Origin of the sequence: Legionella nagasakiensis (assembly GCF_900639915.1) — a bacterium.
Taxonomy (GTDB): Bacteria; Pseudomonadota; Gammaproteobacteria; order Legionellales; family Legionellaceae; genus Legionella_A; species Legionella_A nagasakiensis.
The window spans coordinates 187,864-207,453 of record NZ_CAAAID010000004.1 but is presented as its reverse complement, the minus strand read 5'-3'; the positions used below and the strand labels follow the sequence as shown (position 1 = coordinate 207,453).

Sequence of the window (19,590 nt, the reverse complement as noted above, 5' to 3'; positions counted from 1 at the left end):
CAATCACCCAACATGGGAGCATGCTCCCATGGGGCTTGCTCTTTAAATGAATAAGGAGAAAGTCCAATGGATACCCCTCAAATCTATGTTGCATGCCTTGCATCTTATAATAACGCCATCTTGTATGGCGAGTGGATTGACGCCACACAATCAGAAAGCGATATTATGGCGGAAATCTACGAGATGCTGGAAAATAGCCCCATAGCTGGCGCAGAGGAATTTGCGCTGCATGATTATGAAGGTTTTGGTGATATTCATATCGATGAATTTACCGCGATACAGACCATTGCTGAGTATGCAAGTTTTATCCAGCAATATGGCCGCATTGGTGAAGCACTGCTATCTGATTACGAGGTATCAGAAGCTGAATCAGTGATGGATAACTGTTATCAAGGTTGCTTCGATTCAGAGGTTGATTTTGCCTGGCAATTATTTGATGAATGTTATGCGCACCAGATACCGGATAATTTGAGATATTACTTTGATTGTGAGGCTTTTGCCCGTGATCTGTTTATCAATGACTATTGTTCGGTAGATGTTAATGGCGAGACGCATGTGTTTTCAAGGTATTAAGCCCCCATGTGGGGCTTTTTTTTTAAAAAAACAATGCATGAAAAACTTAGAAATCATCAAGCGATTAAAAAGAATAACAATCGATTACATTTTCGAATCGGTACCAAAACCGGTACCAAGAATAAACTTTTGATTTGGGTTTTTGAGCTAGAAGCGTTGCTATATATGGCTCCCCGGGACGGGCTCGAACCGCCGACCTAATGATTAACAGTCATCCGCTCTACCGACTGAGCTACCGGGGAATGAGGCGGAATCTTAGATCGATTCCGCTCATGGGTCAATAGACTAAGGTGAAATTAATCTAGTTTTCTGAAAATCTTTGCAGACGATCCATGGCATCGCGCAGAATGTCCATGCTGGTGGCAAAAGAAATTCGGATACATCCTTCGCTGCCGAAGGCAGAGCCTGGGACGAGTGCCACCCCGACGTCTTGTAATAATTTGTCGGCAAACTCAATGTCGTTGACAAAGCCGCGGCGTTCAATAATCTCCTGTACGTTGGGGAAAATATAAAAAGTACCATCTGCTGGAATGACTTCAATACCTGACATGCTGTTGAGTCGTTGTACGACATAATCATGGCGTTCGTGGAAGGCTTTAACCATTTGCTTCACGGTTTCATGCCCGCCTGTTAAGGCCGCAACAGCCGCTTTTTGTGCGATGGAGCAGGGATTGGATGTGGATTGTGATTGCACGGTTTTCATTGCATTAATCAATTTTGCCGGGCCACCAGCATAACCAATCCGCCAGCCAGTCATTGCATAAGCTTTTGAGACCCCATTGAGCACAATGGTGCGCTCGTATAAGTCGGGACAAGCGTCTAAAATATTAACAAAAGGTTGTGACCAGAGAATATGTTCATACATGTCATCGGTGGCGATTAATACTTGCGGATGTTGTTTAAGCACTTCGCCCAAGGCTTGTAATTCAGCATAGGAATAGGCTATTCCGGAGGGGTTGGAAGGACTGTTGATGAAGAATAATTTGGTTTTAGGCGTGATGGCTGCGGCTAATTGCTCGGCTGTAATTTTGTAGCGTTGTGAGGAGGGGGCGGAAATGATCACAGGTTTAGCACCTGCCAGCAATACCATGTCTGGATAAGAGACCCAGTAAGGTGCTGGAATTAAAACTTCATCTTCGTCGTTAAGAAACGCTTGGCATAGATTATAGATGCTTTGTTTGCCTCCAGTAGAAACAAGAATCTGATTCAACTGATAATCCAGGCCGTTGTCATTTTTAAATTTATTTTTTATGGCTTGTTTTAAATCCGCAATGCCATCTACGGCTGTGTATTTGGTAAAGCCAGACTCAATAGCGGCAATGGCGGCTTGTTTAATATGATCTGGGGTATCAAAGTCAGGTTCGCCTGTGCCCAAGCCAATGACGTCAAGACCTTGCGCTTTCATTTGCGTCGCTTTAGCAGCGACCGCCAATGTGGGCGATGGTTTGACTTGCTGTATTCTGTCTGCCAGTACAATATCCATCAGTAAACTCCTATGATATAGTTCATATTATGAAGAAAGTATTTAAAATTTACGCAAACTACCAACCCGCAGGGGATCAGCCTGCGGCCATTGCTTCCTTGGTTGATGGCATTGAGTCCGGGCTAGCGCGCCAAATTCTTTTAGGTGTAACCGGTTCAGGTAAAACCTACACCATTGCACACGTGATTCAGGCTTTGCAACGGCCAACATTAATCATGGCGCCCAATAAAACGTTGGCGGCCCAATTATATGGCGAATTTAAAGCATTTTTCCCCGATAATGCGGTGGAATATTTTGTTTCTTATTATGATTATTATCAACCTGAAGCCTATGTCCCTGCTTCGGATACATTCATTGAAAAAGATGCTTCCATTAATGAACACATTGAACAAATGCGTCTTTCAGCCACCAAAGCACTCATTGAACGCAAGGATGCCATCATTGTCGCCACGGTTTCCGCGATTTATGGCTTGGGCGATCCGGATTCATACTTGCGTATGGTATTACATCTTTCCCGCAAAGAACAATGTGATCAGCGTAAAATTTTAAGACGGCTTGCAGAAATGCAATACATTCGCAGTCCTCAAACCTTAGAACGAGGGCAATTTCGGGTGCATGGAGATGTGATTGATGTATTTCCCGCTGATGCGGAAAAAGATGCTGTGCGCATTGAGTTATTTGATGATGAAATCGACAGCATTGCAACGTTTGACCCATTAACGGGTGAAATTTTGCAGCGCTTGCCGCGTATTACTATTTTCCCCAAAACACATTATGTCACGCCGCGTGAACGCATTTTGCAAACCATTGAGTGGGTCAAGGAAGAATTGCAACAACGCCTGACAGAATTAAATGCGCAAAACAAATTGCTAGAAGCACAACGATTACAACAACGAACCAATTTTGATATTGAAATGATGTTGGAGTTGGGATATTGCTCTGGCATTGAAAATTATTCTCGCTATTTATCTGGAAGACAAGTTGGTGAGCCGCCACCGACATTATTTGATTATTTACCGGTGGATTCTTTGCTCATTCTCGATGAATCGCATGTTACAGTACCGCAGATTGGCGGGATGTATCGTGGCGATCGTGCACGTAAGGAAACTCTTGTTCAGTATGGATTCAGATTGCCATCTGCCTTGGATAATCGTCCATTACGTTTTGAAGAATTTAGTGAACGCTCCCCACAAACCATTTATGTGTCGGCAACGCCTGGGCCTTATGAGCAGGAGCACTCGGACAATGTGGCAGAGCAGGTCGTACGGCCCACGGGCCTTATCGACCCACACGTTGAAGTTCGTCCTATTGTCAATCAAATTGATGATCTATTGTCAGAGATTCGTTATGTCGTTGCTGGTGGCGAGCGCGTTCTGGTCACGACGTTGACCAAACGAATGGCGGAAGATTTGACGGATTATTTAAATGAACACAGCATTAAAGTGCGGTATTTGCATGCGGATATTGATACTGTCGAGCGGGTAGAAATCATTCGTGAGTTGCGTCTTGGCGAGATTGATGTGTTGGTGGGAATTAATTTGCTGCGAGAGGGATTGGATATGCCAGAAGTTGCTCTTGTAGCTATTCTTGATGCCGATAAAGAAGGTTTTTTACGCTCGGATCGCTCTTTGGTTCAAACCATCGGCCGGGCCGCACGCAATATTCATGGTCGGGCAATTCTTTACGCAGATAAGATAACAGGCTCAATGAAACGGGCGCTTGATGAAACGGAACGCAGGCGTAACAAGCAGATTGCTTTTAACTTAAAACATGGCATCACGCCCAAAGGAATTCGAAAATCGGTGACTGATATCCTGGAAAGCTCACATTCTTATGCTCGTAGAAGTAAGGTAAAAGAAACGAGGATGGTCTATGAGGGGTTATCACCAGAACAATTAGCTAAACAACTTAGTATTTTGGAAAAACAAATGTATGCTCATGCAAAAAATATGGAGTTTGAACAAGCGGCAAAAATACGAGATGAAATATTGGTATTAAAAAATCAGCTGAAGTAGTAACAGTATTTTAGGTAATAGATAAATTTTGTCCGTCTAACTCTCTTTCTTTATCTTTGACTATATTATCAATTTTTATTTTAGAAGTGGTATCTAATGAAAAAAGCCTGGTTGTTAACCCTTGTCCTTTTGACAGTATTTCATAAGCGGTGCTTTTTTTGAAATCAGCTACAAAATGATCGAGTGTTTTTCTATCTGTTATTTCAGATAGTTTTTTTTCAAAGTCACTAATAATCTGATGCTTCAATGCATCTCCTTTTAATGATTGATATTTTGCCTTGAAATTTGCAAAGTCAGATCCTTGTACTGTGAACATGTGGTAGCGATTTGTAGGCGGTGGTGCAGTTTGTTGCATTTGAGTTTCTACTCGTTCCTCTCTTTGCTCTCTTATTCGTTCTTCTCTTCTTTCTTCCGCAGCATCTGCAATCGCTTGTTTTCGCCACAGTCCTCTATGAAATTTTTCAAGACCTAATTCTACAACTTTTTTACCCTCTGGTGCCTCTTCAGCATATGAGCTTAGTTCACGCATTCGAGCATCGGTTAAAGGGCCTTTTGTTTGATTCAGTCCATCCAAGAATGAGAAGATAGCGGTCTGCCCAATTAACTCATCCCTATCAGGGGAAGCCATTATTGCGCTTCCTTGCCCATAACTCTCCTCACTAAAATAGCCACTTTTTAAATCGCCATACGGATCCCTCGCTTTATCCATATCAAATGTAACGCCTTCAAATTTGTCTGGAAAATAGAATTGACATCTTTGAACATAGCTAGCAGCCATTGCCTTAAATGTGCCGCCACCAGGCGTTGGATTATATAAAGCCCATACATCAGGCAAGATGACAGTCACTCCATCGTACCTTTTTGCAGCTTCTTCTGTAATTCTTGGGAACCATACGTCTTTAGGTTGATTATTAATTAAATGTTCAACGGAATCGATGGATGTTGTCGTATCCAAAAAATACCCTCCATATTCTTCTAGTATGGCGGCTGATAGAATGTCTTTTTGAGAGGCATATGCATTATGTTCCCCTAATAATTCAACAGTTGTTTCTAAGTTTTCTATTTCTTTTTTGGTTAAATGTTTAGCATTTTTATAAAGATCTTCTATGGGCTTAAGCGTAATGTCTGGATCTAGTAAACCTGCTTCTTTGATTCCTTCAATGAGTGCTTCTGGAACCCACATTATTATTTCTTGATCCTGAGGGTTAGGAGAATCTGGCGTTCTTTCTTTAACATCTTTTATATATTTTCTTAACTGTTGGGCCAAGGTATTTGGACCATCTTTAAAAGAATCTTCATGTTTACCTGTAGGCAAACGTCCCATCCAGATGTAGTGGAATTTATTAGTTGGCATATAATTGTCTCATTAATATCACTTGGAAGATGATTATTTTTTATATCAATTGGTTTTATTTTACATCAAAAGGTTATTTTTTTCAAAATAAGATATTAAATTGAATATTATGTTTTATTTATGACATAAAAAAATCTGATAATTAGCCTGGAGAGAAAAGTAAGCTTTAATGTTTTTTTTCTATTTTGTCTCAAAAAACATTAATCATTTGATTGTTCTAGTTTTTGCTTGTGTGTTATAGGGCAGCTTATATGGTTGAACATAAAGGCATTATCATTTAATGTGCTTAGTTCAATGGATTGATAGACGCCTGAATAAAATAAACACCTGCGCTTTTTGCTTTAATTTATTTCATAGTGGTATTATAATGAACTAAATATTGTATCTTTGCTTTCAAACTGTAAGGAATATCACTCATGCCTCAAACAATTATTCATGTGCCTCATGCGGAAGATTTTAATGCTTTGTATGATGAGCATAAACATGAGGAGAATGTAAGATTTGAGTTTTCCCCAACTAGCCCAGTAACGAATAAAATGAAAGCGCTCTGCGAGAGCCTTGCTATGGAAAATTCAATCAAAAGTCTTTGTTTAGACTTCACCAATCATACTCTAAGTGAACAGGATATTTCTGAGCTAGCCATGTTTTTACAGTCCGCTAATTGCCCAGCTTCTATAAATCTCATATTAACCAAAACCTCTCTTAGCGCGAGTTCATTAGAGGTTTTGGCGAGCACAATTGCCAGCGGATGTAGAGCTTCTGAAGTTAAATTAGGATTGAGTAGTAACAGGCTTGGGAATGATGGGGCTATGGTGCTTGCCAGTGCTTTACAGTCAGAACATGGCCCATCAAAAGTGTCTCTAAACTTAGCAAATAATAATATTTCAGATAAGGGTTTCATTGCATTTGCAGATGCGCTTTGCTTGCCAAGCAGTACTAAAAAGTTATCGCTAAATTTATTATTTAATCCAACTACCAAGGCTGGCTCTACCGCGTTAATTAGGGGCATGAAATGTGGTGCAACAAGGGATGGTTTAAGCATTATGTACGAGTTTAGTAAACATGGAACAGGTGTTATCTGTAGTTTAGCCGATGCGCTAAAGTCTAATGAGTGTCCAGAAGAATTATCATTACAATTTGGCGTTAAACATCTTACAACTGTAGAAATCAGTATCTTATTTGAGGCTTTAAAAACAATGGATTGTCCTACTCGGCTTGAGTTGGATTTAAGTGAACAGGGATTAAAAGACGATGGCTTTGCTATTATTTTAGATGCTTTAGAAAGCATGCCTGAGAGCTTGAAAATGAAGCTTTATTTGGTTTTCAACGCAATTAAAGAAGCTGGAGCCCAAAAATTATCAGATGTTATTCGTGCAAATAAAATCCATTCTGAAGTTTATATGGATTTAACAGAAAATACTTTTGGTGGTGAAGCTGGGGTACGTAAAATTCACGATGCAATTGTGAGAAATCCTCGAATTTTAGATTATTTGTCAATAGAAGGACCAACCCGAGGTATAAGTGAGCTTTGTCGAAGTATTCGTGCACATCGTCCAGTAGAGATGCCCGATGACTCTCATACAACAGGATGCACTGTCTCGTAATATCAGAGAGAGATGCTCACGACGGCTGAGATGACAAAAGGCCAGATTAAAAAGGTCGCCCAAAAACTAGATTTGAAGTAGAAGGTTTGGTTTCAAGCGTCCTATGGCGGTTTCCATGGTGTCGTCTCGATCCAGCAATTACTTTTCTTGGACAGGTGAAGCTGGATAAGAATTAAATTCTTTTACCAATTAAGGTTCACAATTAGACTCTCGCCCTCTCTGCGGATAAGCAGTCAGGGCGAGCATATTATAGCCAATAAACAAATACGAATAGAAATAGCCAAACAACATCAACAAAGTGCCAATACCAGGCTGCTGCTTCAAAACCGAAATGCCTTTCCGGGGTGAAATGACCACGAAGAGAACGCAAAAGAATGACAATAAGAATGATCGTACCGATGGTTACGTGCAAGCCATGGAAACCAGTCAACATGAAGAAGGTTGTGCCGTAGATTCCTGCATCCAAGGTCAAATTCATCTCCGTATAAGCGTCATAATATTCATGGGCTTGTAACGTCAAAAAGAGTATTCCAAGTGCTATAGTACATATTAAACCGATGTCTAATTGACGGCGTTTATTGAGCTTTAATGCCCAATGAGCCCATGTGATGGTTACTCCAGAAGACAGCAGGATTAACGTGTTGATGGCGGCGAGCCCCCAAGCCCCCATCCCTTCGTGTGCTCCAACAAAAATCTGATTATTCGGGTTATTCAGTAATGGCCAGGTTGCTTTGAAATCAGGCCACAAAGTAAAATGCGTGATCGGATGGACTTCTCCACCCAGCATCGGTACGGTCCAGTAGCGCGAGAAGAATAAAGCCCCGAAAAATGCACCGAAGAAACAAACTTCAGAGAAAATAAACCAGCACATCCCCCAACGAAATGAGCGGTCAACTTGCATGTCATAAAGACCTTTTTCGCTCTCATAGATAACCTGGCCAAACCAGCCAAACATCATAAAAAACAATATAAACAGGCCAAGAAAAAATATATAAGGCCCATACCAATCGGCGTGCAGCCAGGAAGCCGCCCCAACCAACATGGTAGTCAGGCCGACTGAACCAACTAACGGCCAATGGCTCGGCTTGGGGACATAATAGGTGCCGTGGTCTCCCATAGTATTTGATTCTCCTGTTTTTTTAAAATTTTAGTTAAAAATCATCATCTATTAGTTACATCAAACAAGGTATAAGCCAGAGTAATTGTTTTAACATTAGCTGGCAAATCAGTATCAATATGAAATAACAATGGCATATCCATTGCCTCATGGCCATTTAGAGTTTGCTGCGTAAAACAAAAGCATTCTGTTTTTTTTAAGTATTTAGCAGCAATACCCGGTGTGACACTCGGGATTGCCTGTACAGTCATTGTGTGACTTGTTTTATTTTCCGCATAAAATGACAATTTGGCAATTTCACCGGGATGGATGCGCAATTTGCGTGTTTTAGGATAAAAATCCCAGGGTATACCACTGTTATTTGTTGCTACAAATTCCACCAGTACATCTCTTTCTTTAGCAACATGGGTGTTTGCATCATAAGAAACTGCTTCAGGGTTTATTTTGCCATTAATATTTAGCGCCTTACATAAGCTATTGTAAATGGGCACTAATGCAAAACCAAAACCAAACATTCCTAGGACGATGGCTGTTAAAATCATTAAAAGTTTAGAGTGGCTTTTCGCTGCCATTCATATTCTCAATGAATTTCCGGCGGTGTGGTAAAACTATGATATGGTGGCGGAGATGATAATGTCCACTCCAAGCCATGAGCCCCTTCCCACACTTGTGCATCTACTTTTTTCCCATGCCCTTTTACGGTTCGAATCACGTTATATAAAAACAGCAGTTGTGAAAATCCGAATACAAAGGCGCCAATGGAAGCAATCATATTGAAGTTAGTAAATTGCAAAGCATAATCAGGAATACGGCGCGGCATGCCGGCAAGGCCCAAAAAATGCATTGGGAAAAAGAGAACATTGACCGAGATGACGGATAACCAAAAATGCCATTTCCCAAGCCGCTCATTGTACATATGCCCTGTCCATTTGGGCAACCAGTAATAGATGGCTGACATGAGAGCAAATATCACACCGGGGACAAGCACATAATGGAAATGACCAACGACGAAATAGGTGTCCTGATATTGATAATCGGCGGGAACCAAGGAAAGCATCAAACCCGTAAAACCACCGATGGTAAATAGAAAAACAAATGCAACGGCAAAAAGCATTGGTGTTTCAAAGGTCATAGAGCCTTTAAACATGGTTCCAACCCAGTTAAATACTTTGATTCCTGTTGGAACAGCAATTAACATGGTCGCGTACATGAAAAATAATTCAGCACCTAATGGTATCCCTGTCGTAAACATATGATGCGCCCAAACGAGAAAGGATAAGAGGGCGATGCTGACCGTGGCATAAACCATAAAATGATAGCCAAACAGTGGCTTACGGCTGAAGGTAGGAATCACTTCCGATACAACGCCAAAGGCTGGTAATACAAGAACATACACTTCAGGATGACCAAAAAACCAAAATACATGTTGGAAGAGAATTGGATCGCCACCACCTGCGGCTTCAAAGAAACTGGTACCGAAATGACGATCGGCGAGCATCATGGTGACTGCTCCTGCTAATACTGGCATGATGGCAATTAATAAAAATGCCGTAATGAGCCAGGTCCATACAAACATTGGCAATCGCATCATGGTCATGCCTGGCGCACGCAAGTTTAGAATGGTTGCAATGATGTTAATGGAACCCATGATGGAAGATAATCCCATCATATGCACGGAAAAGATCATAAAATCGGTGCTTGGAGGGGCATAGCGGGTAGATAATGGTGCATACATGGTCCAGCCAAAGTTTGGTCCACCACCATTATGGAAAAGCGTTGAGCCTAGAAGAGCAAATGCAAATGGAAGGATCCAGAAACTCCAGTTATTCAATCGTGGCAGTGCCATATCTGGTGCGCCAATCATCATTGGAATCTGCCAGTTAGCTAAACCGGTGAAGGCTGGCATAACAACACCGAACAGCATGATTAGACCATGTAATGTGGTCATTTGATTGAAAAAATTAGGATCAACAAAAAGATGACCAGGCTTAAATAATTCGGCGCGAATGAGCAAGGCCATGCCGCCGCCAACAAAAAAGCTCAAAAAAGCCAGCCAGAGATATAAGGTACCTATGTCTTTATGGTTGGTTGTAAATAACCAGCGTTTGATAAAGCCAATCACTCCTTTGCCTTGCACTGGGCCATGTTCAGCGTGTTCGATTTCATGTACGAATGCTTGGCTCATCGTAAACCTCCAGCTTGAGCTTTTTTCACCATTTTAGGTTGTTGGTTATTGCCTTGCCGAACTTCTGCAACATCGGCTGGCTGAATTTCATCATCCGTGTTATTCCCCCATGCATTTCGTTCATAGGTAACGACTGCTGCAGTTTCTTCGTCGGTAAATTGATCGCGATAAGGTTGCATGGCGGTTCCTGCAACACCGTTAAGAACGATGTCAATATGTCTTGATATGGGCTTGCCAACGGCGACTGAGCTTCCCTTTAGTGGCGGGAACATAGGCGGTAGGCCCGTGCCGTCTGCTTTATGGCAGGCCGAACAAATCAAGTCGTATTTTTCTTTACCTAACTTCATTAATTCAGCGCGAGTCAGAGTTTTTTGCTCGGTGGGTTTGTCTTCTGTAGCAGCGTACTTGTCTTCGATTTTTGTTTGGGCGGCTACCCATTGAGCAAATTCTTCCTCACTAACGGCTCGAACAACAATAGGCATGAAGCCGTGATTAATACCGCATAATTCGGCACATTGTCCCCGATAAACCCCGGGTTTTTCAATACGAGCCCAAGCTTCGTGCATGAATCCAGGAATTGCATCGCGTTTTACACCGAGTTCAGGAACCCACCAAGAATGAACAACATCATTGGACGTGACTAAAAAGCGAATCTTTTTGTGGATTGGCACAACGACAGGCTTATCAACTTCCAATAAGTACCATTCTCCTTTCGGTTCTTTATTCTCAATCTGTGCATAAGGGGTTGAGAGATTACTGAAATAACTGATGCCTTGATCTAAATATTGATATTGCCATTTCCATTGATGTCCAACCACTTTAATGGTCACATCGGATTCATTGCTGTCTTCTAAGCGTATCAAGACTTTAGTTGCAGGGATCGCAAGTCCTACCAGAATTAAAAAGGGAATAATTGTCCAGACAATTTCTAATCGAGTATTGTCATGGAAGCTGGCCGCTTCATATCCTTTTGATTTACGGTGATGAATCAGCGCATAAAACATGACGCCGAAGACCACAATGCCGATGATTGCACAAATGGCTATGGCCACCATATGCAAGTCATACATATCGTGGCTTAAGGGGGTTACTCCTTTATGCATATTCATCTGCCAGCGATCAGGAGTGGCTGACACAGATTGTGTCACCATTGCAGCGCAAAGCAAGATTACTGTGTTGCAGACGTTTAACCTCTTTAACATTCCCGCCCCTCTTTTAAATAATAATTATTCTTTTTTTTACCACAATGAGTAATTGCCTTCTGTTTTGGACTGGCTGACGATGTATTTAATCGCGTCTATCACTTCACCTGTGGTACAGTGCTTACAGCCACCATTCACAGGATGTTTTTTACCCATGACGGTGTTTTCAATCAACACATCCATATTTTGTGCAATGAGTGGTTTCCACATCTCTTTATCGCCAATTTTAGGCGCACCAAGCTTGCCTTCATTGTGGCATACTGCGCAGTTTTCCTCATAAATGACTTTACCATTAGCAGGAAATTTAGCTGGACCACCTGATTTAAGATCTATCCATTGAGAACGTGATAATGATTTATTCAAAAGATAATCCACAGCAGCAATGACATCGTTATCAGAACAAGTGACACAAGCACCACGCGGGGGCATGCTGTTGTAGCCATGAATTGCATGACGATACAGGCCAGTTAGACCACTGTTTTTAAGGCGCATGTACCAGCCGGCACCATTTCCAATCAGGGGAGCACCCATTTTTCCGTCTTGATGGCAAATAATACAAGTGTTCACGTACACCTGCTTACCACGCTTTAACGTTGGTTGCTTATCTGAAGGGGGTACGCCTAACGGTTCTTCGCTCACAACGGTTTTTAAATAAGTGGCAATGGCTAATTGATCATCTTCTGTCAGGTAACTTAAACTATTATGATTGACTTCAGCCATGGGTCCTGCTACGGGGCCTGCCATATTAATCAATTCCCCTTTAATAAATACATCCGCTACATCGTAGCGATTTGCAGAGCGCAAACCAAATTGAGTGATGTTCGGTGCCCAGTAACCATCAACAAACCCTCCGGTTAGATAAAAACGCTGTTTTGGTGAGCCTAAAATATTTAAGGGCGTGTGGCACATGCTGCAATGACCAAGACCATCGACAATGTATTTGCCACGATTCCAGGCTGGAGAATGCTCTGGATCATATTCATATTGTTTGTTCGGGTAGAAAAACAGTAAATTCCAGCCCCACATTCCAAGGCTTGCCCCTGGCATATTGAAAGGAAACGGCTGACGTTTGTTTTCCAGCTCAACTGGAGGAATACTCATAAAATAAGCATAAAGCGCCCGTGCATCATCATCCGTAATATTTGCAAAATAAACGTAAGGAAATACGGGAAAGTAATTACGTCCTTTCGGATCTCGCCCTTTTTTTAGAGCACGAATAAAATCTTTTTCGGTCCAATTTCCAATTCCAGTTTTTTTATCTGGGGTGATGTTAAGACTGTAAATGGTGCCAAAAGGCGTTGCAATGGGTAGCCCTCCAGCGTAAGCAGGTGTTCCACCTTTGACGTTTGTATGACAGGAAATACAATCACCAAGTTTTGCTAAATATTCACCGCGTTTAATTAATTGCTCTTTTTCACCGGATGCGGGTGCCGTAGGAGGATACTTTGGATAAAATCCGTCGATCAAGGGGTCAACCCATCTAAAGCCATTTTCTTTGCTGCCATTGTTATTATTGTCAGCAGCCTGTAGTGGTGTGCAAACTGCCAATAGTGTGGCTAACATACAGGCGATTGTGTTGTTTTTCAACAAAGAGCCCACGCTCCCTCCTTAAACTCAATATTTTGGATAATCATTGGCAGGATAAACAAATTTGGCATTTTATACTGCTGTGCCGGTAACTTGCAATGTTGTTATGACGTTATGGAATAAGTGATAACAGTTATTAGGCTAACTGTAAATAAATATTAAAGGTGGGCGGCCTTTTTTTATTCCAAAATCACACAATATGTGTGATAATGCGACAATTGATTTTTAATGCATTAAGATATCATGCCGGTTTATTTTAATGGGCTGATCCTGGGCTTATCTCTTATCATGGCACTGGGCCCACAAAATATTTTTCTAATTCGCCAAGGGGCGTTACGTCGTCACGCCGTGTTATCTGCGGTTATTTGTTTTTTTTGCGATTGCATTCTGGTAACGGCGAGTGTTGCTGGCTTACAACAACTTTTGGAGTTACACCCCAATTTTCGTTTGTGGATGGCCTGGTTTGGCGCGGCGTTTTTATTGTATTATGGTGGACGCGCTTTGCAACAAGCCTTTCGTCGTCGAACTGAGGTCATGCATTCTGAGCATCAGCTTATGAGTCGATGGCAAATCATTATCCTTGCTTTGGGATTTAGTTTATTAAACCCTCATGCGATCATTGATTCATTGATTTTAATAGGTGGCGGCAGTAGCCAGTTTCCTGAGCATCCTCACTTATTTTTAATGGGGGTGATCACGTCAAGTTTATTGTGGTTCACTGTCCTGACATTCACGGCATATTACTTCGCCCATAGCTTAACTCGAGAGGTCGTTTGGCGCCGTGTTGAGTTTTTTAGTGGGGTTTTGATGCTTTTTCTGGCCATAAAATTGTTAAATAGCCAGATATAGGTTCGTTGCTTTCATAGTAGAAAGGGCCAATCAGTGTGTCGCCAATTGACCCAGTGGAATGACACATAGCAAGTCCAACCTCGCAGCGAAAATATCGCATAATTTGTTTGCAGTTGTCAAATGAAATTGGGCTGTGGGCAAGGTAACGCATCTAATTGTTGAGCACAAAAACCCACTCTTTTGACTGATTTATGTGCATAAAACAAAAAATATAGGCATTTTGATTTTAAGTCGCGCTGTCAGATGCGTTTACCCTGTGGTTGTTGTTTTTTGGTTGAATGCGTTAGACTTTCTTTTTTTATGTAGAATTTTTAAATGATAAACTATGTTTTATAGCAATGAAGTTCGAGATACTCGTGCGCTATTTTTTTCAAGTTGGAAAAAATATAAAGAAAAACAATCATTGCTTCCTTTGGAAAAGCAAATTGCTGCAATTATCATAGAGCACCCTGAGTATCATTCATTCCTTGAGGAGGGGATGCTTAATGAGACACCTTATTTCCCTGAAATAGGACAAACAAATCCTTTCTTGCATATGGGATTGCATTTAGCCGTGCGCGATCAAATTGCCACGAACAGACCGGTTGGAATAGCAGTCATTTATAAAACCTTATTAAAACGACACGGCGATCCTCTTGTCGTAGAACATATGCTTATGGATCATTTGGCAGAATGTTTATGGCTGGCACAGCGTTATCAAACCACGCCAGATGAAAAAAAATACCTGAGGGCATGCCAACAATTAACTAACAAAAATAATTTTAAATCTTGTAGTTAGCCTCTTGACGATTGTTAAATTCGATTTATAGTAATTAGACCTTTGCTAAAATTAATGGAGCTAATCGTGAAAAAGGTAATTGCTATGTTGGCTGTTTTGTTTGGCGTTTCAATGTTTGCTCACGCTGATATGAATCAAACGGATACGCAGCAGGCGCCTGCGGCAAATAATGTGGCACCTGATAATGCTGCCGGTAATAATGATCAAAACACACAACAATCAACTGATGATGAAAACAGTGATGAAGATGAAGGCAGTGGTGATGAAGGTGATCCTTCCTATGACCCAAATCCTGAAGGTGATGACAGTAATGATTCAGGAACACCTGCTGCACATCAATCATAGACTGATGTAACTATTCTCTGCCAGCCCTAATTTATTAGGGCTTTTTTATGACTGATTTACATCACCACGTGGGTCTAATTCCAATAAAATGGGTGAGGTTTGTGGCATGGACATGAAAGGTTCTTCCTGGGGAATATCGGCTTTTTGAGCTTTACGGATAATAAATAACGGGATAGAAAAAGCGCAAATACTGATAAAATAAATAAAAAGCCCATAGCTACCAAAGAATTGCATAAAAACAGGCGCAATAAATGGGCCAATCATGGCGCCAATGCTATATGCCAATAAGAGACTTTGTGTTCCGGCGACAATATCGGCGGTATCTAAAGCATCGCAAGCTTGTGTGATGCTGATGGGGTATAGTGTAAAGGTTAATCCGCCAACCAAGGCCATCAAACTGAAAAACAACCATGTTATTTCAGGATTAATAAAGATAACAGCTAATGAGATGAATATGGTTGCAAGTGAAATAATAATGAGCATTAGCCGTCGTTCGAAAACATCAGATAGTTTCCCAACAGGATATTGCAGCATCATTCCGCCAACGATGATTGCAAACATATACTTAGCGACTTCCGCTCTGGAGTGAAATAAGTGACTTAAAAAAGTCGGCATTAATCCATAGATTCCTCCCATGATCAGTCCCGAGCTAAAACATCCTAAAAGGCCCGATGCTGATTGATTAAGCAATTTTTTCAAGCCCAGGGTTGAGGGCTCATCATATTGTGGCGATTGCACATACGTCATGGATAATGGAATAATTGACAATGAGCAGGTCATCGAGGCGACGGCAAATAGCAGCATGGTTTGCGGGTCACCAAGGTTTAAAATAAATTGTCCGAGGCTTTGAGCTCCATAAAAAGTAATCATGTATAAAGCTAATATTTGACCTCGGTTATTATGCGTGCTTTTACACAATAGCCAGCTTTCGATAACTACAAACAACCCAGCACTAACAAAACCAGCGATAAAACGCAAAATCAACCACAACCAAATACTATAAAACACACCGTGCAATAAACAGACAACAGCCAATGTGGATGAGAAAACGGAGTAAGCGCGAATATGACCAACACGGGTGATAAAACGTTCGATGCGAAATGACCCGAAGATAACACCTGCATAAAAAATGCCTGTCATAGCGCCGATGGTTATGGTAGAAGCACCGTTAAGGGTCATGACTAATGCTAATAGCGTGGAAAAAAAACCGGCACCTAAGATGAATATAAAAAGACTTAACAGGGGTGCAAATGTTTCAGCAATAACAAGCAGCATGGCAATGGAGTATGCACATTCAATTTGATGATTAGATGATCCTATCAAATGTGGAACATGAATGCGAAGAACATTGATTGATTCAACTATACGCTTTTTCCATGATTATCGGTTAAGATAGACGATGTATTTATTCAAAGAAACCAGTCATGAGCAAACAGCAGAAAAAAACCCACTTTGGATTTCAATCCGTTCCCTGGGAGGAAAAAGAAAAGAAAGTTGGGGCAGTGTTTCATTCTGTGGCAAGACGTTATGATTTAATGAACGACTTGATGTCCATCGGAATTCACCGCTTATGGAAATATTTTACAGTGGAATTAAGCCGTGTTCATCCAGGCCAAATTGTTCTTGATTTAGCGGGGGGAAGCGGTGATTTGACCCGTCTTTTAAGCAAAAAAGTGGGTAATACTGGCCAGGTCGTTTTGGCTGATATCAATTCAGCAATGCTCGCGGTTGGTCGTGAACGTCTGTTTGATGAGGGATTGCTGACTAATTTAAGGTTTGTACAGGCTAACGCACAGAGCTTACCTTTTGCTGACAGTAGTTTTCATTGCATTACCATTGCGTTTGGATTGCGAAACGTCACTGATAAAGAGGAGGCGCTTCGCTCAATGTTCAGGGTATGTAAACCTGGCGGGAAAATCATGATTTTAGAGTTCTCTACGCCGGTTTTACCAGGATTAAGACCGTTTTATGATTGGTATTCATTTAATATATTGCCTAAAATTGGGAAGTTATTTGCACAAGATTCTGAAAGTTATCAGTATTTAGCAGAATCAATTCGCATGCATCCTTCACAAGAAGACTTAAAAATCCTTATTGAACGGGCTGGATTTGAAGATTGTCATTATTATAATTTGACGGGTGGGATTGTGGCGCTCCACATTGCCTATAAATATTAAGCTGGGTGTGAGTAAAATTAAAGCGACTAAATAGTACTGTACTGATGACAAGTGAAGACGTAAGAGAGCGATATGATTAAAGAATTGACGATAAAGACCTTACAGAAAGCAATTAACCACGCGTTATCGCTTGATGAGACCAGTATGCCCAAATTACAGGCTTTGCAGGGTAAGGTATTAGAGATAGTCATTGCACCATTAAACGTTCGCTTTTTTATCTATTTTTCTCAAGGTGAATTGCAGTTACTCCCTGAATACAATGGTCATATCGATACAGTAATCCACAGCAGCCCACTTGGGTTAATTCGTTTAAGCTTGTTGCCTGCTTCAAAGGTTCGCTCCTTATTTAATGATCAAATTAAGGTGTCGGGTGATGTTGAATTAGGCCACCAGATCAAAAAATTATTTGATGAGTTGGATATTGATTGGGAGGGGCATCTTGCACAATTTACTGGCGATGTGGTTGCCTATCAAGTGGGTTCGTTTTTTCGGCAAGGCTTTGCCCTAAAGGAACGCACCACAGCATCCTTACGTCAGAATATGACTGAATATTTGCAAGAAGAATTACGCATTCTGCCACCGCGAGAAGAGATAGAGGATTTTTTCAAGGACATTGATGAACTGTCCTTGCGTGTTGAGCGTCTGGCGGCCCATATCAATCACTTACGGGCCCGCTATGAAACCGATTAAGCAATTACTGCGATTACTGCACATTAACTATATTTTGGCAAAGAATGGTCTTGATCAAGTGATTGTGAGCATCCGTCTTTTTGCGCCGCTTCGTTTTGTTGTGTATTTGAATCCATGGAATTGGTTTCGCAGGGAAAAACTATCGCGTGGTGAGGCTCTGCGAAGGACTTTAGAAGAATTAGGACCTATTTTTGTCAAATTCGGACAAGCCTTATCAACCAGACCCGATATTCTGCCTGTGGATATTGCTTTGGAGTTATGTAAATTACAAGACAAGGTACCACCTTTTGCCAGCGAAAAAGTCTTAGCGATTATTGAGAAAGCGTTTGGCCAGTCTGCATTCGAAGTGTTTGCTGAATTTGATGAGCAAGTGCTCGCGTCTGCTTCCATCGCGCAAGTCCATGCGGCCACTTTGAAAAGCGGGGAAGATGTTGTTGTAAAAATTTTGCGTCCGGGCATTAAAAAAATAATTGCACAGGATTTAAGTATTTTACATACCATCGCTAATCTGGCCGACCGATACTGGCCTGAAAGTAAACGATTTAAGCCGCGAGAAATTGTCAGAGAATTTGAGCACAATTTAATAGATGAGTTAAATCTGCAACGTGAAGCGGCTAACGCGGGGCAATTACGGCGTAACTTTCATAATTCTCCATTACTTTATATTCCTGAAGTGTATTGGGATTATGTTCGCGATAACGTCATGGTTATGGAACGTATCTATGGCATTCCTGTTACCGATATTGCAACCTTGAAAAATTACGGCGTGAACATCAAAAAGCTTGCCGAGCGAGGGCTTGAGATTTTCTTCACGCAGGTTTTTCGCGACTGTTTTTTTCATGCAGACATGCATCCAGGAAATATATTTGTCTCATTCACTAATCCGCATGATCCGCAATATATTTGCATTGATTTTGGCATTATTGGTACGTTGAATGATAGTGATAAGCGCTATTTAGCAGAAAACTTGTTGGCTTTTTTTAATCGTGATTATCGACGAGTTGCACAATTACATGTTGAATCCGGTTGGGTCGCAAGAAATACTCGTGTTCATGAATTTGAAAGTGCTATTCGTATGGTGTGTGAGCCAATTTTTGAAAAACCATTAAAAGACATTTCTTTTGCATTGGTTATCCTGCAGTTGTTTCAGGTTGCTCGTCGTTTTCAAATGGAGGTGCAACCGCAGCTGGTATTGCTGCAGAAAACACTGCTGGCGATAGAAGGTTTGGGACGTCAACTGTATCCAGAGCTTGATCTATGGTTAACGGCGAAGCCTTTTCTTGAAAAATGGCTTCGTGAACAATTAGGTCCTAAAGCCTTACTCAAACATCTGCGTGAAAATCTTCCTTTTTTTGTTGAACAATTACCTCACCTGCCGCGGTTGTTAAACGATGTATTATTATTAAGCAAGGAACAGAAAATGATGGATGTTGAGGCTCTGATGTCTGATGAGTCAGGGGTAAAAACACGTGATACCTGGAATAGACGTCTTGGAAGTGCTTTTTTCATGGTCATGGTTATTTTTAGCGGTATGAGTTATCTTAATGTGCTTGATCATAAGAAATTAGCAATGATTGCTTTAGGTACAGCGATAGTTGGTGGATTAACCTTCTTGATGCGACGCTAAAAAA

Annotated in this window: 17 protein-coding genes and 1 tRNA gene; 9 read left to right on the top strand and 9 right to left on the bottom strand. The window is 41.2% G+C overall.

Annotation, left to right across the window (positions count from 1 at the left end):
* Positions 1–66: 66 nt before the first annotated feature.
* Positions 67–573 carry an antirestriction protein ArdA gene (locus E1O52_RS05360; RefSeq protein WP_133127672.1) on the top strand — a complete coding sequence of 169 codons (507 nt, stop codon included), beginning with the start codon at positions 67–69 and terminating at the stop codon, positions 571–573.
* A 166-nt stretch (positions 574–739) separates the two neighbouring features.
* Here E1O52_RS05360 and E1O52_RS05355 read toward each other — a convergent pair.
* Positions 740–815 (bottom strand) — tRNA-Asn (locus tag E1O52_RS05355).
* Between the two features lie 59 nt (positions 816–874).
* On the bottom strand, positions 875–2,056 hold the full coding sequence (locus E1O52_RS05350) for a pyridoxal phosphate-dependent aminotransferase (RefSeq protein WP_133127671.1): 1,182 nt from the start codon (positions 2,054–2,056) through the stop codon (positions 875–877).
* Between the two features lie 29 nt (positions 2,057–2,085).
* On the opposite strand from E1O52_RS05350, the gene uvrB reads away from it, so the two are divergent.
* The gene (gene uvrB / locus E1O52_RS05345; protein ID WP_133127670.1) at positions 2,086–4,071 is read left to right on the top strand and encodes an excinuclease ABC subunit UvrB; all 1,986 of its coding nucleotides are present in this window, start codon (positions 2,086–2,088) and stop codon (positions 4,069–4,071) included.
* Between the two features lie 10 nt (positions 4,072–4,081).
* Here the strand turns inward: uvrB and E1O52_RS05340 are convergent, their stop codons facing one another.
* Positions 4,082–5,425 (bottom strand): hypothetical protein, encoded by a 1,344-nt coding sequence (locus tag E1O52_RS05340; RefSeq protein WP_133127669.1) that lies wholly within the window; start codon positions 5,423–5,425, stop codon positions 4,082–4,084.
* Positions 5,426–5,841: 416 nt separating this feature from the next.
* Between E1O52_RS05340 and E1O52_RS05335 the strand changes: the two genes are divergently transcribed.
* Entirely contained in the window at positions 5,842–7,029 is a 1,188-nt protein-coding gene (locus E1O52_RS05335) for a leucine-rich repeat domain-containing protein (protein ID WP_133127668.1), read from the top strand.
* Positions 7,030–7,276: 247 nt separating this feature from the next.
* Here the strand turns inward: E1O52_RS05335 and E1O52_RS05330 are convergent, their stop codons facing one another.
* From E1O52_RS05330 to E1O52_RS05310, 5 genes are read right to left on the bottom strand one after another with little or no spacing between them, the layout of a single operon-like run.
* On the bottom strand, positions 7,277–8,146 hold the full coding sequence (locus E1O52_RS05330) for a cytochrome c oxidase subunit 3 (RefSeq protein ID WP_133127667.1): 870 nt from the start codon (positions 8,144–8,146) through the stop codon (positions 7,277–7,279).
* Between the two features lie 44 nt (positions 8,147–8,190).
* Entirely contained in the window at positions 8,191–8,718 is a 528-nt protein-coding gene (locus E1O52_RS05325; protein WP_133127666.1) for a cytochrome c oxidase assembly protein, read from the bottom strand.
* Between the two features lie 8 nt (positions 8,719–8,726).
* Entirely contained in the window at positions 8,727–10,331 is a 1,605-nt protein-coding gene (gene ctaD / locus E1O52_RS05320) for a cytochrome c oxidase subunit I (protein WP_133127665.1), read from the bottom strand.
* Positions 10,328–11,533: a cytochrome c oxidase subunit II gene (coxB, locus tag E1O52_RS05315; protein WP_133127664.1), complete on the bottom strand. Its 1,206-nt coding sequence runs from the start codon at positions 11,531–11,533 to the stop codon at positions 10,328–10,330. The genes ctaD and coxB overlap by 4 nt, the downstream gene beginning before the upstream one ends.
* Before the next feature lie 36 nt (positions 11,534–11,569).
* Complete coding sequence (locus tag E1O52_RS05310; RefSeq protein ID WP_242602167.1) at positions 11,570–13,132, bottom strand: c-type cytochrome; 1,563 nt, start codon at positions 13,130–13,132, stop codon at positions 11,570–11,572.
* Between the two features lie 231 nt (positions 13,133–13,363).
* Between E1O52_RS05310 and E1O52_RS05305 the strand changes: the two genes are divergently transcribed.
* From E1O52_RS05305 to E1O52_RS05295, 3 genes are all read left to right on the top strand, one after another.
* Positions 13,364–13,969, top strand: a complete 606-nt coding sequence (locus E1O52_RS05305) for a LysE/ArgO family amino acid transporter (RefSeq protein ID WP_133127663.1) — start codon at positions 13,364–13,366, stop codon at positions 13,967–13,969.
* A gap of 325 nt (positions 13,970–14,294) precedes the next feature.
* A complete protein-coding gene (locus E1O52_RS05300; RefSeq protein WP_133127662.1) occupies positions 14,295–14,747 on the top strand; it encodes a DUF1841 family protein in 453 nt (150 codons plus the stop codon).
* Positions 14,748–14,813: 66 nt separating this feature from the next.
* Positions 14,814–15,092 (top strand): hypothetical protein, encoded by a 279-nt coding sequence (locus tag E1O52_RS05295; protein ID WP_133127661.1) that lies wholly within the window; start codon positions 14,814–14,816, stop codon positions 15,090–15,092.
* Positions 15,093–15,137: 45 nt separating this feature from the next.
* Here the strand turns inward: E1O52_RS05295 and E1O52_RS05290 are convergent, their stop codons facing one another.
* Positions 15,138–16,367 (bottom strand): MFS transporter, encoded by a 1,230-nt coding sequence (locus E1O52_RS05290; RefSeq protein ID WP_133127660.1) that lies wholly within the window; start codon positions 16,365–16,367, stop codon positions 15,138–15,140.
* Positions 16,368–16,516: 149 nt separating this feature from the next.
* Here E1O52_RS05290 and ubiE point away from each other — a divergent pair, with 149 nt between their 5' ends.
* The 3 genes from ubiE (at position 16,517) to ubiB (ending at position 19,586) form a co-directional block, all read left to right on the top strand.
* Positions 16,517–17,269, top strand: a complete 753-nt coding sequence (ubiE, locus tag E1O52_RS05285) for a bifunctional demethylmenaquinone methyltransferase/2-methoxy-6-polyprenyl-1,4-benzoquinol methylase UbiE (protein WP_133127659.1) — start codon at positions 16,517–16,519, stop codon at positions 17,267–17,269.
* Between the two features lie 72 nt (positions 17,270–17,341).
* Positions 17,342–17,959 carry a ubiquinone biosynthesis accessory factor UbiJ gene (locus tag E1O52_RS05280; RefSeq protein WP_133127658.1) on the top strand — a complete coding sequence of 206 codons (618 nt, stop codon included), beginning with the start codon at positions 17,342–17,344 and terminating at the stop codon, positions 17,957–17,959.
* A complete protein-coding gene (gene ubiB, locus E1O52_RS05275) occupies positions 17,946–19,586 on the top strand; it encodes a ubiquinone biosynthesis regulatory protein kinase UbiB (RefSeq protein WP_133127657.1) in 1,641 nt (546 codons plus the stop codon). The genes E1O52_RS05280 and ubiB overlap by 14 nt, the downstream gene beginning before the upstream one ends.
* Positions 19,587–19,590: the final 4 nt, after the last annotated feature.

What these genes read in the sequence shown, in the direction of transcription:
- E1O52_RS05360 (WP_133127672.1), top strand. Translation starts at nt 67, where the DNA reads ATGGATACCCCTCAAATCTATGTTGCATGCCTTGCATCTTATAATAAC.
- E1O52_RS05350 (WP_133127671.1), bottom strand. Translation starts at nt 2,056, where the DNA reads ATGGATATTGTACTGGCAGACAGAATACAGCAAGTCAAACCATCGCCC.
- uvrB (WP_133127670.1), top strand. Translation starts at nt 2,086, where the DNA reads ATGAAGAAAGTATTTAAAATTTACGCAAACTACCAACCCGCAGGGGAT.
- E1O52_RS05340 (WP_133127669.1), bottom strand. Translation starts at nt 5,425, where the DNA reads ATGCCAACTAATAAATTCCACTACATCTGGATGGGACGTTTGCCTACA.
- E1O52_RS05335 (WP_133127668.1), top strand. Translation starts at nt 5,842, where the DNA reads ATGCCTCAAACAATTATTCATGTGCCTCATGCGGAAGATTTTAATGCT.
- E1O52_RS05330 (WP_133127667.1), bottom strand. Translation starts at nt 8,146, where the DNA reads ATGGGAGACCACGGCACCTATTATGTCCCCAAGCCGAGCCATTGGCCG.
- E1O52_RS05325 (WP_133127666.1), bottom strand. Translation starts at nt 8,718, where the DNA reads ATGGCAGCGAAAAGCCACTCTAAACTTTTAATGATTTTAACAGCCATC.
- ctaD (WP_133127665.1), bottom strand. Translation starts at nt 10,331, where the DNA reads ATGAGCCAAGCATTCGTACATGAAATCGAACACGCTGAACATGGCCCA.
- coxB (WP_133127664.1), bottom strand. Translation starts at nt 11,533, where the DNA reads ATGTTAAAGAGGTTAAACGTCTGCAACACAGTAATCTTGCTTTGCGCT.
- E1O52_RS05305 (WP_133127663.1), top strand. Translation starts at nt 13,364, where the DNA reads ATGCCGGTTTATTTTAATGGGCTGATCCTGGGCTTATCTCTTATCATG.
- E1O52_RS05300 (WP_133127662.1), top strand. Translation starts at nt 14,295, where the DNA reads ATGTTTTATAGCAATGAAGTTCGAGATACTCGTGCGCTATTTTTTTCA.
- E1O52_RS05290 (WP_133127660.1), bottom strand. Translation starts at nt 16,367, where the DNA reads ATGCTGCTTGTTATTGCTGAAACATTTGCACCCCTGTTAAGTCTTTTT.
- ubiE (WP_133127659.1), top strand. Translation starts at nt 16,517, where the DNA reads ATGAGCAAACAGCAGAAAAAAACCCACTTTGGATTTCAATCCGTTCCC.
- E1O52_RS05280 (WP_133127658.1), top strand. Translation starts at nt 17,342, where the DNA reads ATGATTAAAGAATTGACGATAAAGACCTTACAGAAAGCAATTAACCAC.
- ubiB (WP_133127657.1), top strand. Translation starts at nt 17,946, where the DNA reads ATGAAACCGATTAAGCAATTACTGCGATTACTGCACATTAACTATATT.